Source organism: Shewanella profunda (assembly GCF_023283765.1).
Taxonomy (GTDB): Bacteria; Pseudomonadota; Gammaproteobacteria; order Enterobacterales; family Shewanellaceae; genus Shewanella; species Shewanella profunda.
On the sequence record NZ_JAKILG010000025.1, the window covers coordinates 12,818 to 30,053 of the forward strand.

Annotated in this window: 10 protein-coding genes; 5 read left to right on the plus strand and 5 right to left on the minus strand. The window is 44.2% G+C overall.

What is annotated here, in order from left to right; translation table 11 throughout:
- Positions 1–42 precede the first annotated feature (42 nt).
- The 3 genes from ligA to smc all read right to left on the minus strand — a co-directional run bounded on the left by ligA (position 43) and on the right by smc (position 6,696).
- The gene (gene ligA, locus L2744_RS12750; protein WP_248992260.1) at positions 43–2,112 is read right to left on the minus strand and encodes an NAD-dependent DNA ligase LigA; all 2,070 of its coding nucleotides are present in this window, start codon (positions 2,110–2,112) and stop codon (positions 43–45) included.
- A 91-nt stretch (positions 2,113–2,203) separates the two neighbouring features.
- Positions 2,204–3,235 (minus strand): cell division protein ZipA, encoded by a 1,032-nt coding sequence (gene zipA, locus L2744_RS12755; protein ID WP_248992261.1) that lies wholly within the window; start codon positions 3,233–3,235, stop codon positions 2,204–2,206.
- A gap of 23 nt (positions 3,236–3,258) precedes the next feature.
- Positions 3,259–6,696 carry a chromosome segregation protein SMC gene (smc, locus tag L2744_RS12760; RefSeq protein ID WP_248992262.1) on the minus strand — a complete coding sequence of 1,146 codons (3,438 nt, stop codon included), beginning with the start codon at positions 6,694–6,696 and terminating at the stop codon, positions 3,259–3,261.
- Positions 6,697–6,893: 197 nt separating this feature from the next.
- Here smc and cysZ point away from each other — a divergent pair, with 197 nt between their 5' ends.
- A complete protein-coding gene (cysZ, locus tag L2744_RS12765; RefSeq protein ID WP_248992263.1) occupies positions 6,894–7,673 on the plus strand; it encodes a sulfate transporter CysZ in 780 nt (259 codons plus the stop codon).
- A gap of 161 nt (positions 7,674–7,834) precedes the next feature.
- On the opposite strand, the gene L2744_RS12770 is transcribed toward cysZ, so the two are convergent.
- Positions 7,835–8,956, minus strand: a complete 1,122-nt coding sequence (locus tag L2744_RS12770) for a beta-ketoacyl-ACP synthase III (RefSeq protein ID WP_248992264.1) — start codon at positions 8,954–8,956, stop codon at positions 7,835–7,837.
- A complete protein-coding gene (locus L2744_RS12775) occupies positions 8,953–10,161 on the minus strand; it encodes an RDD family protein (RefSeq protein WP_248992265.1) in 1,209 nt (402 codons plus the stop codon). The genes L2744_RS12770 and L2744_RS12775 overlap by 4 nt, the downstream gene beginning before the upstream one ends.
- A 250-nt stretch (positions 10,162–10,411) precedes the next feature.
- On the opposite strand from L2744_RS12775, the gene cysK reads away from it, so the two are divergent.
- The 4 genes from cysK (at position 10,412) to L2744_RS12795 (ending at position 17,179) form a co-directional block, all read left to right on the plus strand.
- Positions 10,412–11,380 (plus strand): cysteine synthase A, encoded by a 969-nt coding sequence (cysK, locus tag L2744_RS12780; RefSeq protein ID WP_248992266.1) that lies wholly within the window; start codon positions 10,412–10,414, stop codon positions 11,378–11,380.
- 205 nt (positions 11,381–11,585) lie between these two features.
- Complete coding sequence (locus L2744_RS12785) at positions 11,586–12,659, plus strand: methyltransferase (RefSeq protein WP_248992267.1); 1,074 nt, start codon at positions 11,586–11,588, stop codon at positions 12,657–12,659.
- 171 nt (positions 12,660–12,830) lie between these two features.
- On the plus strand, positions 12,831–13,835 hold the full coding sequence (locus L2744_RS12790; protein ID WP_248992268.1) for a TDT family transporter: 1,005 nt from the start codon (positions 12,831–12,833) through the stop codon (positions 13,833–13,835).
- Positions 13,836–14,530: 695 nt separating this feature from the next.
- On the plus strand, positions 14,531–17,179 hold the full coding sequence (locus L2744_RS12795) for a TonB-dependent receptor plug domain-containing protein (protein ID WP_248992269.1): 2,649 nt from the start codon (positions 14,531–14,533) through the stop codon (positions 17,177–17,179).
- Positions 17,180–17,236: the final 57 nt, after the last annotated feature.

The window sequence follows — 17,236 nt, forward strand, 5'->3', positions numbered from 1 at the left end:
ATTTGTGTCCAACAATTAAGTGCTCTTTGCGAGAAATTGCAGTTAACTATTCGCGGCTAAGAGTGCTAATAGCTCGTCTTCATCCATCACTTTCACACCAAGTTCCTGTGCTTTAGCAAGTTTTGAACCTGCCGCCTCGCCAGCCACTAAGCAATCGGTATTTTTGGAGACACTACCAGCGACTTTCGCACCAAGGGCCTGCAACTGCGCCTTAGCATCGTTGCGATTAAGTTGATTTAACGTACCCGTTAATACCCAAGTCTGGCCTTTAAGTGGTTGTGCGTCCGCGCTTGGTGCTTCAATTGCAGGCCAATGCACACCTGCTGCAATCAAGGCATCAATCACTTCAAGGTTATGGGGCTGAGCAAAAAAGTGTGCCACATGCTGGGCGACCACAGCGCCAACATCTTCTACTGCGGTTAACTGCTCTACAGTCGCAACGCGCAGCGCCTCTAAGCTAGCAAAGTGCGCGGCAAGGTTTGCCGCTGTCGCCTCGCCCACTTCGCGAATGCCCAAGGCATACAAGAAACGTGCGAGTGTTGTCGTTTTAGCCGCTTCAATCGCGACAGCTAAATTGGTCGCCGACTTCATCCCCATGCGTTCAAGCATGGTCATCATAGAAGCGGTGAGCTTAAACAAATCTGCTGGGCTTTGGACTAATTCTTTATCAATCAATTGCTCGACGACTTTGTCGCCCATACCATCGATATCTAACGCCTTGCGGGACGCGAAATGCTTAATCGCTTCTTTACGCTGCGCTTCACAGAATAAACCGCCGCTACAGCGAGCCACCGCCTCACCTTCAAGACGCTCGACTAAACTGCCGCACACAGGACAGTTGTGCGGAAAGACGATATCAGTCGCAGTTTCGGGGCGTCTTTCGGGCACTATCGCCACAATTTGTGGGATCACATCGCCAGCACGGCGGATGATCACAGTGTCACCGACTTTAATGCCTAAACGCTCAATCTCATCGGCATTGTGCAGCGTCGCATTAGAAACGGTTACGCCACCCACAAACACTGGCTTTAAGCGCGCCACTGGCGTCACTGCGCCCGTGCGTCCCACTTGAAAATCAACCCCTTCGAGTAGGGTCATTTCCTCTTGAGCTGGGAATTTATAAGCTATCGCCCAACGGGGGGATTTAGCCACAAAACCTAAGCGTTGCTGCTGGACAATGTCATTGACTTTCATCACCACACCATCGATTTCAAAGGGTAAATCGCTGCGGCGGGTAAGAATATCTTTGTAATAGTCGAATACTTGATTTAACTCGGAGCACACTTTGATTTCGCTGCTAACGGGTAAACCCCAAGATTTTAGCTGCTGTAACTGTTCAAAATGGGTTTTGCCCAATGAATAAGAATCTGGCTCAACCACACCGAGCGCATAGGCATAAAAGGCAAGTGAGCGAGACGCTGTAATTTTGCTGTCGAGTTGTCGCAAACTACCCGCCGCAGCGTTACGAGGGTTAACAAAGAGTTTTTCATCCTTGGCCCGCGCGCGCTCATTGAGCGCCTCAAAAGCGGCCTTAGGCATAAAGGCTTCACCGCGCACTTCGACGAGTTCAGGAAAATCATTGCCACGTAACTTAAGCGGAATCGATTTGATTGTTTTCACATTTTCAGTGATATCTTCGCCAACAGTTCCATTACCACGGGTAGCAGCACGTTCAAGCACACCATGACGATACAAAATACTGACAGCTAAACCATCGAGTTTAGGTTCACAACAAAAACTCACCTCCCCCACTTTGTCACTCACTCGCTTATGGAAGGCGCAGAACTCCGTCTCATCGAAGGCGTTATCGAGACTGAGCATAGGTTTAAGGTGAGTGATTTGATCAAACTTTGCCAGCGCCAGTCCACCTACTCGCTGTGTTGGCGAATCGGCAACGATAAACTGAGGGAATTGCGCCTCGAGCTTAAGCAAATGCTGCATAAACCTGTCGTACTCAGAATCAGTAATGCTTGGCGCATCATCCACATAGTAGCGAATATTATGCTCGTTGAGCGATTGGCTGAGCGCCTGCATTATCTGCTGCGCATTTCCTGGGGTAACATCTTCAGAAAGAAGCTCCGAATGGAATGTATCGAGTTGAATGTCTTGCATATTCGTTATCCAGATCTCTTTAGATCACAAAAAGTAGCTCACAAAAATGAGGCCGCAGTTAGCGGCCTCATCATGTCATAATGATATAAATCTAAGCATTAGCGCGAATACGGTGTAAATAATCTTGTTTAGTAAACTCACCCCAAGGCTGGCGTTGGCCGTCGAGCACGACTGCATCGATATCATCAGCGAGTTGGCGCGCCGAGTTCAGCATAATCGAGAAGTTCATTAAGGCATCGCCATAACAAGGCAAGGTCATAAAAAATACCACACCTTGGGTGCTGAATTGCTCCATATTATCGGGATCAAATACACCGGGCTTTAACATATTAGCGATGGAGAACAACACCTTTCCATTACCGGCATTATCAACATGACGATGGAAAATATTCATTTCACCGTATTTAAAATTTAAGGTTAAAAAGCAAGGCAGTAACTCGGCGCCATTTAGCTGTTGCCCTTCTTTGGCGACCACGTGCAGCACCAAGACATCACGGGGTTCATCTAAACCTTCTTCAATGGCTTCTTCAGCATAATCGTCATCTTGATCGTTATCTTCTTGATAAGCATCTTCATCAAACAAGGCTGTTTGAGTCGGGACTGTCGCACTATGGGCAAGTTTTTCCTGTTCAAAGGCTTTTTGGGCAACAATCGCAGCGTGGGATTGACCTAAGGGTGGCACATGACTATTAAGCACAGGTTCTTGACGCGATGCTTTAGGTCCACGCTGTTGATCTGTCGCTGAAGGTGACTGCAAACTAAAATCCGGTTGTGGAACAGGTTCTTGCTTGATGTCAGGTTGAGTCTCTTGCTTCAATAATGGTTTAGGTTCTGCTTTAACATCTTGTTTAAGATAGGGGTTAATTGTAGGCGTATCATGGGTACTGGACTCCCCCGCCTTACGTACTCGCACGGCACCAATACCGTCGGCATCAAATCCATCGGCATCGAGACGTTTAGGTGTGCTTTCCCCCTTGTCGGCTTGTTGCTTATAAAAATTGCCCATAGGGCTATCTTTTAACGACTTAGGTTGTTGCCTTCTGATAGACCAAAATCCATGCACCAGCACAGCAACTATGGCTATGGCGCCCAAAACGAACAAAACTAGTTGCAAATCTTCCATTGGTTACCCTGTCTTTCTTCTAGTTATCCAGCGTCAGCCATCGCCACCGCTTGCTCTATATCTACTGCAACTATACGAGATACACCCGGCTCGTACATAGTTACACCTATAAGTTGATCAGCCATCTCCATGGTTATTTTGTTATGGCTAATATATATAAACTGTACGCTCTGTGACATTTCTTTCAGTAATCTACAGAAGCGTTCTACGTTGGCATCGTCTAATGGCGCATCCACTTCATCTAGCATACAGAAGGGAGCAGGATTCAGCCTAAATATTGCGAATACCAATGATAAAGCGGTTAATGCTTTTTCACCACCCGAAAGAAGATGGATTGTGCTGTTCTTCTTACCCGGTGGCTGGGCCATGATGGTCACGCCCGTTTCTAGCAAATCATCCTCGGTTAGCGCCAAATAAGCTCGTCCACCGCCAAAAACCTTCGGAAATAAGCGCCCGAGATCTTCGTTTACAGAGTCGAACGTTGCTTTAAAGCGTGTACGGGTTTCCTTGTCTATTTTACGGATTGCTTCTTCTAAGGTAGCGAGTCCCTTATTTAAATCGTCATCTTGATGATCAAGATAGGATTTTCGCTCACTTTGCTGTTCAAATTCTTCGATCGCAGCGAGGTTAATGGCACCTAAACGAACGATTTTTTGCCGAATTTGATCTAAATCACTCTGCCATTTATCAGGACTGCCTTCAGCGGGCAAAGTATTAATAATCTGTGACAGAACAATTTGCTGTTCTTGCAAGGCCGCTAACTGACTATCTGCTTGACCTTTTAAACCTTCACGACGTAACTTTAACGCGCTCAGGCTTTGAGTCAAGCCCTCAAGCCTACCAAGCTCTTGTTTTTGCTTTATTCCTATACTATTTAATGCCTCAGTAAGGGAACTTTGCTCCGTTCGCACGGCTTTTAAGCCCTGTTGTTGCACCTGTTGCTGTTTAAGCAGGCTGGTTAGCTGTTCACTTAACTGGTGACTATTATGCAAACCGCTCTGTTCGGCTGCCGTGGCAAGTTGCGTTGACACAGTTTCCCGAGACTGAACTAATTCATTGACACGTACCCGCTGTAATTCAATTTGTTCAACATTGACCGCTATTCGCATAGTGACAGATTGCAAGCGTGCACCAAGGGCAGATAAGGTTCGTTCAACCTCAGTCAAGCGCACTTTTAATGCTTGATGCCCCGCCAAATCTGCTTGGGAGTCTTGGCTAAGTTGCAATTGTTTTTCAAGGCTTAACTGCAGGACTTCATCTAGTTCAGCCTCTTGCTCCTCAAGTAGGCTTAATTGTTCGGTTAAGGCGGATATTTCAGCCAAACTCCGCGTTACCGTTTCCTTAAGTTGACTCCGCTTTACTGTGAGTAGCTTAGCTTGCTCAGTCGCATTGGTGAGTTGTGTCGTTTTTGTAGCTTTATCGAGCTGCAATTGATGCAACTTTTGCGTGCTACTGGTAAATTGCTGTCTCTGTTGGTTTAAAATCGCCGCTAACTCGGTTAGCTTGATTTGCTGCATACCAAGCGCGATGTCTAAATCTGCGATACTCTGCGCAAGCTGTACCTGCTCTTTACTCAGTTGCACTAAGGATTCAGCGCTGTCTTGCTTGGCAATTAAAAAGCCTCGCCCCAGCAAATAACCATCGGCGGTGACGATACGTTCATCATCCTTAAGCTTTGCTAGCATCTGTTTCGCAGATTGAAGATCTTGCGCCCATTTAAGCCCTGTTAACCAAGGGGCCAAATTGACATTAGATTGGATCTTGGCGTGATATTCATCATTGGTGTCTATACCAGCCAATTTTAGCTCTAGGGTTTGAAACCCGACCTCGGTATTTAACACGCCCATCGGCAAGGTAAGTAAACCATTTAATGCAAGCTCTGCAGCGGTTTCCCAGCCATTTTCTACCTTAATACTTTGCCACAGCTGCGGCTTATCACTGAGTTGCTCTTGCTTAGCGAGCCATTGTTCAACTAATTCAAAACGAGCACGGGTAGCAGTAAGCTTTTGTTGGATAAGGCCAAAACTAACACGCGCCTCATCTAAGCTTTGCGTGCTCAAACTCACCTGCTCTTCCAACTGATGATTAATGTCAATTTGCTCTGTTACAGCCTCATCTAACAAGGCGAGATCTTGAGTAAGCGGCGTAACCTTATCTTCAAGTTCAACACGAGTCAGGTTATTAAGCTCGGCTTGCTGCTCATCGTGCTGTTGCTGTTTATGCTGTAATAACTGCTCTTGATGCGCCAACTGGCTGCGACGCAGTTCGAGCTGCAACTTATGCTGGGATACTACCGCCGCCTGCTGACGTGCCGTTTCGCTCTGCTGCTCGCTGCGCTCGACACTCATATCCCACTGGGATTGCAGCTCATCCATCATCTCTTGCTGCTCTTCATGCTGTGGAGCAAGTTGAGATAACTCTAACTCCAAAGCACTCAGACTGGTTTGATAACCTTCGAGTTTATCCGTTTGTTGACGGATCTGGTCCTTAACTTGGATTAACTGTGCTTCGAGCTGTGAATCACGCTGTTTTTGATTCTGTAACTGTTGTTCTAGCTTAGCGATTTCGGTGCCAGTTAAATAATAAGCTTCGACGGCACGCTGCTCCTGCTCAGCCAATTGAGCAAGTTGTACTTGTAGCTCGGTCGCCTGTAATTCATCGGTTTGTGCAAGAGACTGCGCAGCCGCTTGTTGCACTTCGATGGCACTGATTTGCTCAGACAAACTCGCCATCTGCACCTGTAACTCTTGATAGCGCATCACGAGAAGTTCAGCGTGAGTCTTACGTTCAGCTTGTTTAAGTTCGCGATATTGTTTGGCGGCCTTGGCCTGCTGGGCTAATTTATCTAGCTGCTTACCTAACTCGCTACGAATATCGCCTAAACGCTCGAGGTTTTCACGGGTATGACGAATACGGTTTTCGGTTTCGCGACGGCGCTCTTTATAACGGGAGATCCCCGCCGCTTCCTCGATAAAAGTACGTAGATCTTGGGGTTTGGATTCGATAAGCCGTGAGATGGTGCCCTGCTCAATAATGGCGTAGCTTCGTGGTCCAAGGCCAGTACCCATAAATAAATCGGTGATGTCTTTACGGCGACACTTTTGACCGTTAAGAAAATACCACGACTCGCCATCACGACTGACCTGACGTTTTACCGAAATATCTTCGTAGCTAGCATATTGGCCTGCCAGACGCCCCTCTTTGTTCTCAAAAACCAGTTCAACCCCAGCCACAGAGACAGGTTTACGCGCGCTTGAGCCGTTAAAAATGACATCGGCCATAGAATCACCACGCAGGTGTTTAGCTGAGCTTTCACCAAGCACCCAACGCACGGCATCAATGACGTTCGATTTGCCGCATCCATTTGGACCAATAATGGCGGTTAATGCCTGTAAAAACGGAATTTTGGTGGGATCGACAAACGACTTAAAGCCAGCAAGTTTTATCTGTTTTAATCTCATAGTGCCAGTTAGCGCGTCTCTGAAGTTTGGCCCGAAAATGGCCCAAGTAGTGCAAATACATTCTGCAGGCAACTCTAGCAAAGCAAACCGCATTTTGTAACGTTTTTTATTGAATTCATGTGGCTTTTAGCTTGTCATCTGCCCATGAGTTGCTCACAATCGCATATAGCTGTCGCTTAACTTTTTGGAAAAACGATATGACACAGAAGAAAACCTTGCCCTTCCCAGCCAAAAGTGGTGTTAATTATTTTCTCGATGGCTTTGGTTTGATCAGGCGTAAAGGCCTGCGCACCTTCGTATTTATTCCATTAATGATCAACCTAGTCCTGTTTGCGGGGGTGATCTATGTGGCCATCGGCCAGTTAGAGACTATGTTCACTTGGATAAATGCCCAACTACCAGAATACTTAAGCTGGCTAAACTTTTTACTCTGGCCGCTCGCAGTTACGACTATGCTGGTTATGCTTGCCTTTGTGTTTAGCTCTGTAATGAACTGGCTCGCCGCGCCGTTTAATGGCCTATTAGCGGAAAAAGTTGAACAATTACTGACAGGAAAACCCCTCCATACAGGCTCAGGTCTCGATGTTGTCAAAGATCTTCCACGAATTTTTGGCCGTGAGTGGATAAAGCTTAAATACTATCTCCCGCGCGCGCTGGTGTTTTTATTACTGTTTCTTGTCCCTATGGTGGGCCAAACACTCGCACCAATTTTGTGGTTTTTATTCAGCGCTTGGATGATGGCAATTCAGTATTGCGATTATCCCTTCGACAATCATAAGGTGAGCTTTAAGGATATGCGCTTTGCCTTAAATCAAACCCGCGGTAGCAGTTTTAGCTTTGGTGCGGCAGTGATGCTGTTTTCGATGATCCCTATTGTTAATTTTATCGTGATGCCTGTGGCGATTTGTGGCGCCACCGCAATGTGGGTCGATAAATATCGCGAAGCCTACCGCAACCCAGCGATAGCCCCTGAGTAATGAAGATATTTGCTTATGGGTTCTCGGTTCCGTAACAAGGGACTCTCAAAAATGACTAGCACAAGTGATTAGTTAACTTACCCGCTGGTAAGTTACGCACAAATAAAAAACAGCCTCAAAAGAGGCTGTTTTTATAGATACCACTCAATCAATGCGTCCGCTTAACATTTCTGCAAAATCACGCTGCCGATAGAATATCCTGCACCAAATGAACTCAATAAACCTAAATCGCCAGCCTTAAAATCGCTGGAATATTTATGAAATGCAATCACAGAACCAGCCGATGCCGTATTGGCATATTCATCTAACACCACGGGCGCTTGCTCCGGCGATACCTCATCCCCAAGCATTTTTCTCACCACAAATTGATTCATATTGATGTTAGCTTGGTGCAACCACAAACGTTTGAAGGACTGTGGCGTTAATGCTTGTTCGGCCAGATGTTCATCCAAATGCTGATAAATCATCGGCAACAGCTCTTTAAACACTTTACGCCCCTGTTGGTGGAACAGCTTATCGGCTTGATGGGCCGCACTCGGATCGCAGCGATTCAGGAAACCGAAATTACTGCGAATATTGTTCGAGTAATCGGTAAAACAGCGGCTTGAGAGGATCTTAAATACATGGTCAGACTGGGCTAGGCTTTGCTCTTCAAGTACCAGTGCGGTCGCCACATCCCCGAAGATAAAATGACTGTCACGGTCGCGATAATTCACCTGCGCCGAGCAAATCTCAGGGTTGATCACTAGCACTCTTGAGGCTGAACCCGTAGCAATGGCATTAGCAGCGGCAACAATCGCGAACGTCGCCGATGAACAAGCCACCTGCATATCGTAACCGTAACCCCGCGTACCAAGGGCGCGTTGGATTTCAATCGCCATCGCGGGATAAGCGCGCTGGGTATAAGCACAGGCAACAATCACTAAGTCAATTTGTTCAGCCTTGAGATTGGCATTTTTAAGCGCCATCAATGCGGCTTCAAGGCCAATCTCGGCCTGCATCGATAATTCGTCACTACTGCGCTCAGGGATCAGGGGCATCATCACTTCAGGATCGAGAATACCCTCTTTGACCATCACATATCTGTGCTTAATACCTGAGGCTTTCTCAATAAACTCGCTCGATGAATAGGACAACGCCGCGACATGGCCTTGCTCAATTAAGCCTGCATTTTCAAGATTGAAAATATCAACATAGGCATTGAAGCTCTCAACTAAGGCTTCATTAGAAATACTGTGGGGCGGCGTAAATAGGCCACTCCCCGAAATTACGACCTGTTTCATAGGTGCTCCGAACGGGTGCTTGTTGTAAGGTGAGCAGACGCTGAAGGATCATTCGTCAGCACAGGCATCACATCTTGACGCTGTGCTTGCTGCTCTAATTGTTGCTTTTTATGCATTTGCACTAAGTCTATCACGACTGTTGAAGATATTTTATCTTGGATCCCCTGCCGATTGGCATCCCAAAATATTTGTATAAAACCGAGTAAACCGGTGGTAAAGCCAGCGGCATAACCGCCATAACGCCCAAACGCGGCCCATAAACTGATGCTAGCACCATCGAGTTGTATCACCCGAATGCCAAGTATCTTTTTACCTAAGGTTTGACCATCGAACCGCGCAGTAAAAACGGTAAAGTAAAACGCAGCCCAACCAAAGCCAAGCCCCATATCACTCATAAAACCTTTAATCCAAGCGACAACACTATGGCTGGTTGATTCATCCTTATCATCTACGCTTTTTATGCGGGAGGATTGAGAAGAGGTTACTTTCGCTGTGTCAGTCACTGTACTTTGCAACGATTCTGTTGGCCGAATCACTTGATTTGGCTTAAGCGGCTCAGGCAGAGAATCTGTTGTCGTCAATTCAGCTTGAGACGTGATAACAGGCCATAGGGTACCATCAAGCACTTCGGCCCGTAATTTTGCACTATCGGCGGCAGGCAAACCGCTAGTGACCAGGGTTTCAAGCACCATTTCCCGCCGCTCATTTTCTGCCATTCCCTTTGATACTGAATCGCTTGCTATCGCCTCTCGTAAGGATTGAATTTGAACCTTCCCACAATCGTAGTTGTCGCACAGACTCAACGAAATCAGTGCGGGTAGCGACGTAATAATTTGTTTACCCAATACCGATTGCTGCTCTGCTAACACATCGTTTGTGTCGTCAGAACCATTAAAATTAAATAGATTATCAGCGGTCGTAAGTAACATAAAAGCCAACATCAGGGCATAAAGTCCCCACTTGAGCAAACGACCAAACTTTCTACTGCGCTTTTCTATAAAGATAATACCGACCACCAGCAAGACAAACATCCAATCCATCTGTTCAGCCAACACAGTGATCAACAAACCGTCAATCATTATGGCTAATGCCCGCTTTAGCGGTGTCGCCAATGGGGTGTATAATACAGCTTCTGCAATGGTAAACGCCTTTGGTGTTACCATCGTTTTGGGGTCTTTGCCCAAATCCATTTGTTGTTGCTTCATTTTTGCTCTTGTCCGATCCCAGTGGTAGGCTTGTTTTACGATTGAAACATCAAGAAGTTATCCCTAAGAATGTAACAATCTTTTTTATGTTAGCAAGAGGTTAACACAGTTAAACTGGCTGCCAATCAGGGTTTGCGAATAACAGCACACCCTTTAATAACTAAATCGAATAAAGAAGAACAAACAATCACTTCTAAAACAGCCACAGCCGATTATGATTCAATAGTGCCAACATAGGAGCAAGCAATCCATGAGCAAAATTTTCGAAGACAATTCATATACTATTGGCAATACTCCACTAGTACGTTTAAACCGCGTTAGCCAAGGTAAAGTATTGGCTAAAGTCGAAGCACGTAACCCAAGTTTCAGTGTTAAATGCCGTATCGGTGCCAATATGATTTGGGATGCCGAGAAAAAAGGTCTGCTCACTAAAGATCACGAATTGATCGAGCCCACCTCAGGCAACACAGGTATTGCACTGGCGTATGTTGCCGCAGCCCGTGGTTATAAACTGACTCTGACTATGCCTAATACCATGAGCCTAGAGCGCCGTAAGTTGCTTAAGGCTTTAGGGGCAAATCTTGTGCTGACCGAAGGCGCAAAAGGCATGAAAGGCGCGATTGATAAAGCAGAAGAAATCCGTCAATCGGCTCCTGAAAAATACATTTTATTACAGCAATTTAATAACCCTGCAAACCCGGAAATTCACGAAAAAACTACAGGTCCAGAAATCTGGAATGATACCGACGGTGAAGTGGATGTCTTTGTTGCCGGCGTAGGTACTGGCGGTACTATTACTGGTGTGAGTCGTTACTTGAAAAAAGTGGCTGGCAAAACCATCACCTCAGTTGCGGTTGAGCCTGCAGATTCACCGGTAATCGCTCAAACTTTGGCAGGCTTACCTGTGCAACCAGGGCCGCATAAAATCCAAGGTATTGGTGCAGGTTTTATCCCAGGTAACTTAGATTTAGAATTGATTGACCGCGTAGAAGCGGTTACCAACGATGAAGCCATTGAGATGGCACGCCGCTTAATGCAAGAAGAAGGCATTTTAGTCGGTATTTCCTCGGGTGCTGCTGTGGTTGCGGCAAACCGTATCGCCGCATTACCAGAATTTGCAGATAAGACGATTGTGGTGGTATTACCATCGGCAGCAGAGCGTTACTTATCTTCAGTTTTATTCCAAGGCCAGTTTGGCGACGAAGAAAACATTCAGTAATACATCATGTTATCGCTTAATCTATACCCGGCCATAGTCGGGTATTTTTATGTTTAAAATTCAATCAACTTCATTTTATTCCTAACGGGAGCAAGTAAATATTACCCACCAAGTAGGACACAGCTCATAGTTATTTATCACGAAACTGACTTTCATGGCTGAGTTCGCTATAAAGGAGTAATCGCAAGCCAACTAATTATTTTTTATGCCTTTCTATAATGCTCCTCGCAATATCAGTGCCTTTGATGCTAAGTTTGAAGCCCAAAAAATTGCCTTTGGCCCCATTAGTTTTCAAGTGGCTCATTGCCTACTCAAGTTTGATATTTTAGCCACCATTGATAAAGCCGCAGAGCAGGGAATAACTTTGGCTGAGTTAAGCCAATCCTCTGTACTGAGTGAATATGCCCTAGGTGTCTTGTTAGATATGGGATTGAGCATGGGTTTAATTTGGCGAAACGATTTGGCCTATGTGCTCGATAAAACAGGGCATTTTCTACTCCATGACGATATGGCTGCAATCAATCTTAATTTTGTGCAAGATGTTTGCTACCAAGGTCTGTTTAAGCTAGATAATGCCTTACTCGAGGGGAAAGCAGCAGGGCTCGACGTATTTGGTGACTGGAATACCATTTATCCCGCACTTAAAGATTTGCCCCCCAAAGCCAAAGAGAGTTGGTTTGCCTTCGATCATTACTATTCAGATCACGCATTCCCCCAACTTTTACCTTTAGTGTTTGCTCACAAACCAAAACACTTAGTCGATGTTGGTGGAAACACAGGAAAATGGGCACTGAGCTGTTGTCAATACAATGCTGAGGTTGAAGTGACTATCATGGACTTCCCTGGACAGCTCGAAGTTGCCGCTCAACATGCCACGGAACAAGGCTATACCTCACGTGTGCATACCTATGCCACTGATCTACTAGACGAATCTCAGCTCTTTGTTGAAGGTGCAGACACCTACTGGATGAGCCAGTTTTTAGATTGTTTTTCTAAAGTGCAAATACTGAGCATCTTACAGCGCACAGCCAAGGCGATGACCATGGATAGCCAACTCTTTATTGTCGAAACCTTTTGGGATAGACAACCCTGTGCCGCTTCAGCCTATTGTGTTAATGCCACTAGCCTCTATTTCAGTGCTATGGCCAATGGCAATAACCGCATGTACCACTCAAAGGATTTATTGGCCTTGCTTCACCAAGCTGGATTATATGTTGATGAAGATACCGACAATCTCGGCCTCGGGCATACTCTGCTGCGCTGTAAACTAAAACCATAACTGCTAATTGACGTCTAGCGCAGCAATGCCAACTATAGTAAATAAAATTGATTTTATGCGTAAAAAGAATCAATTTAACTTATCAACCATTGGAGGAATACACTGATGACATAGAGACAGCGCTCCTCATCGAAGCGGTGTTATCAATCTCACTGTTGAGAGGTAATCAAGATGACTTCCAAACGTAAACGCTGGGCAGCACAAGCTGCTAAATTACCAAGCCCAATGGCAGGCTTAGCCCTCGCCATTGCCAGCCTAGGTTGGACTTGGGAAAGTGTGTTGCCTTCACTTAATGGCATGGGACAACTCATTGGTGCGATTATCGCTTCAATCCTGTTATTACTACTCGCGGGTAAATTTCTACTCCACCCCAATATTCTAACCAATGAGCTAAGCCACCCAGTCGTTGCCAGCGTGATCCCCACGTTTACCATGGCACTAATGGTGATATCAAAGATGCTAGGTCACTACTTACCCAATGCAGGACTAACACTATGGGTCGTTGCCATCGTTATTCATGTGATTTTTCTAGGGGCTTTTATCTACTATCGCGCCATTGATTTTAAATTAGAACATATGGTTCCAAGTTGGTTTGTGCCCCCCATTGGTATCATAGTTGCGGCTGTGTCTTTTCCCGCAGAGGGTTATCGATGGCTCGTTAATGCTATTTTAGTCTTTGGAATGTTGGTATACCTAGTGATGCTCCCCCTTATGCTATACCGCCTCATTTTTTGCCAAGCAGTACCAGATGCAGCTAAACCTACCATTGCCATTTTGGCAGCTCCTGCGAGTTTATTATTGGCGGGTTACTTAACAGTGTGCCAACAGCCCTCCATAGCACTGGTTGCATTGCTAGTGAGCATCGCTGTTCTAATGACCTGCATTGTCTACTTAGCGTTCTTTCACCTATTAAAACTGCCCTTTAGCCCGAGCTATGCTGCATTTACCTTTCCTATGGTTATAGGGGCTACGGCACTTTTTAAAACCTCAACTTGGTTAATGCAATATCGCCACTTTGAAAAGCTGGCCATGTGGATAAATTATTTAGCAGATGTTGAATTACTGGTTGCTACTGTAATTGTTATCTACGTTGTACTGCGATACTTAACACACTACTGCCCTAATCAATATAAAGCTAAAACAGCAGATCAAATACCTACAATGAACATAAAATAAGTAGAATACGAGGGAAAATATTTACTTAGACTAATTTATAAACAATTGAACCATTTCTAAAAAGAATCATAAAAATAAAGACAAATCGAATAAACAATCATCTTTCCTTTATAATTAAACAGAATGATGAATCGTATAACCAGAATAGATAGTTATTTTTTAGATCTATTAAAAATAGAATCTGCACAATTGTAGGCATCAACAATAAAATAAAAATAATAAATTAAACCGTACAGAAAACCCTATTTACATCAACTATAAACAGTGCAGCATTCGATATATATCAAAACAGGAAATATATAGATATATTTTACGCAAAAATTGTAAAAAAGTATGATTATTAGCTGCATGACACAAAGACCCGTCAAACAACAAAAGAAACCCACAAAAAAAACAGAAAACACCAAAAATACACAAAATACACAAAATAAAAACAATACCGCCAATTATAGCAACAACAATTTACTAAAAATAAGTGTTATCACAACTATTCACACTATTTATACCGATACACCCCCCTTAAAACACATAAAAACAAACAAACCACTAACAAGTTAAACGGCATTTACAATGTTGCACTTGTTATTTTCCTGTGGTTATATCCTGAGCCTAATTAAATGGGATACTGATTTATTGCAACAGTAACCCTTTAAGAAAAATAAAAATTAAATAAACAAGTATTAAGGGAGAATAAAATGCGAGCTAATTCTATATTAGCCAAAGCTGTTCGCTTTGCGTTAATAAGCGGTGCAACTACCGCTGCTTTATCAACAGCAGTATTTGCAGCTGAAGATGGAGCAAAAGTTGAACGTATCGAAGTGACGGGTTCACGAATTCAGAGAACCGATATGGAGTCAGCATTACCTGTTACTGTTTTATCTGCCGAAGATATTGCTAAAACAGGCTTAAGTGATGTTTCCGCAGTATTAGCTCAAATGCCATTTAACACTGCTGGTAGTTTTATCAGTGATGCAGGAAGCTCGGCAAGTAACCATGCAAGCTCGGGTATGCGCGGTTTAGGATCGAACCGTACGTTAACTTTGATTAATGGACGCCGTATTGCGCCATCAGCGACCTTTGGTGGTGATTCAACCAACCTCAACTTAATCCCGATGGATGCAATTGAGCGTATTGAAATTTTACGTGATGGTGCTTCTGCAATTTATGGTTCAGATGCTATTGGTGGGGTAATTAACATTATCCTAAAGAAAACATTTGATGGCCTTGCCTTTGATGCAAAATTTGGCAACCCAACTCAGGGTGGTCGCGATGAAAAATCGGCTTCTATTACTTTTGGTAACTCTGATGAAAAAAGTAGCAGCTTAGTTGTTATTGAACATAAACAGTTCGACCCTTTACAAGGTGGTGAACGCCCACATTTAACCGCTGACTGGGATGCCAAATATGGTCGCAGCGGTTTATATGCACCAGAAGGTACTTATCGCCCTGTAGCAGCACGTCCAACTAAAGGTGCTGATGGAACATTTGATGATCCAGTCTATACCGGATTACAAGTACCAGGTAAGGACTGTCCTGCTGATCGAATCGTCACCTCAAAAGATGGTTCAGCGTGTGGTTTCAGTCACTTTGATGGTACTGATTACCTGCCAGATCAAACCAAAGATTCTATCTTTACTAACATGACTCATCGTATTACTGATGAATTAGAATGGTTTGGCCAAGCTATCGTTATGCGTGATAAATCAATCACATCTTCAACAGCGCTATGGACACCCAACCTATATCTTTCTGCTGATAACAAATTTAACCCAACTTACGGCACAGAGAATGCTTCAGAAATCCAAGCTTACCACCGCTTAAAAGGCGTAGCTGACCGTAGTACTGAATTTAAGTCAGATGTCGTTGACATAGTCACAGGCTTAAATCTGGAGTTAGATGCGGGTTCATTAAGCTGGTATGTTCAGTATTCAGACCAAATTGTGAATATTGAAACTGACTCTTATGTTTTTGAAGATAAATTACAAGAGGCAGTTGACCAAGAACTATATAACCCATTTGTAGAAGGAGGTAATGCAACACAAGCAACACTAGATACTTTCTTACATACAGCAACACGTAAAGCAACGTCAAATACTACTGGTACAGGTTTATCTTGGGCAGCTTTAGCTCCAATAGTATTACCCGGTGGCGATCTTGGCTATGCATTTGGTATTGAATACCAGAAAATAGAATATACGGATAAACGAGATGCCCAACAGGCTGCAGGGAACGTATTAGGTACCTACGGTGGCGATTCAGCAGGTGAAAGAAACTATAAAGCAGCATTTATTGAATTAGAACTACCTGTTCTAGATAACTTAACAGTTAAACTGGCTAGTCGTTATGACCAATATAGTCTCCCAGACGTAGGTCAATTATCTAGCTCAGTGAACGTTCGCTATCAAGCACTTGATAGCTTGGTATTACGAGCATCCTATGGACAGGGCTTTAGAGCTCCCTCTTTAGATGATCTGTTAGGTGAACCAGCAACTAGCTATGACTTAGTGACAGATACAACACTATGTCAGTCATTGCCTGCAGACCAACAGAAAGATAATAAAGCATGTGAAGATGCCCAGTATTTACGTAAAAGCTCAGGCAACAAAGAGCTAGAACCTGAAAAATCAGATCAATACGCTTTCGGTGCCGTGTGGAACATCACAGAAAATATTGATTTAGCCGTTGATTATTACAATATTGAAATCACCGACCAAGTCAGTTATATCGATGCACAAACCATTGTCGATTTGGAGGCTATTGGTGGTTTAGGTGCTTACGACCCTAAATACATTTATATCAAACGTAAAGCAGACGGTACGATTGATGAAATCGGTGCTGGCAATATTAACATGGATGGCGTTCAAACTTCAGGACTTGATGTGTCATTCAGTTCAAACTTTGAATTAGGTAATGCAGGTACATTCAAGTTTGCAGTTGAAGGTACTTATGCTCTGGAATTTACTGAACAAGCGAGTCCTATCGCTAAACGTTATGATGTGCTCGGTACTAAGGGTTATCCACCACTGCGTTTCAATACTACATTTAGCTATATGATCGACGATTTTTCAGCGTCATTAATTGCTAAATATATTGATTCCTATGACGGTGAAACAGCGCAACAACAAGAGGCTGGTACCCAGAAGCAAGATTTCGCATCTTCCACTACTTGGGATATGACACTTAACTATGACTTTAGCAATTATGGAAAAGTCACCGTTGGTGCTCGTAATTTATTTGATGCTATGCCAACTGTGAACTATAGCTTGGGCTACCCTGGATACGATACTGATACTCACAATATCTTGGGTAGAGTGATATTTGCTGGCTATAAAGTTAAGTTCTAATTTCCTAGTGAGCAAATAATGCTACTAATATAAGCAAAACGGTATCTTTAGATGCCG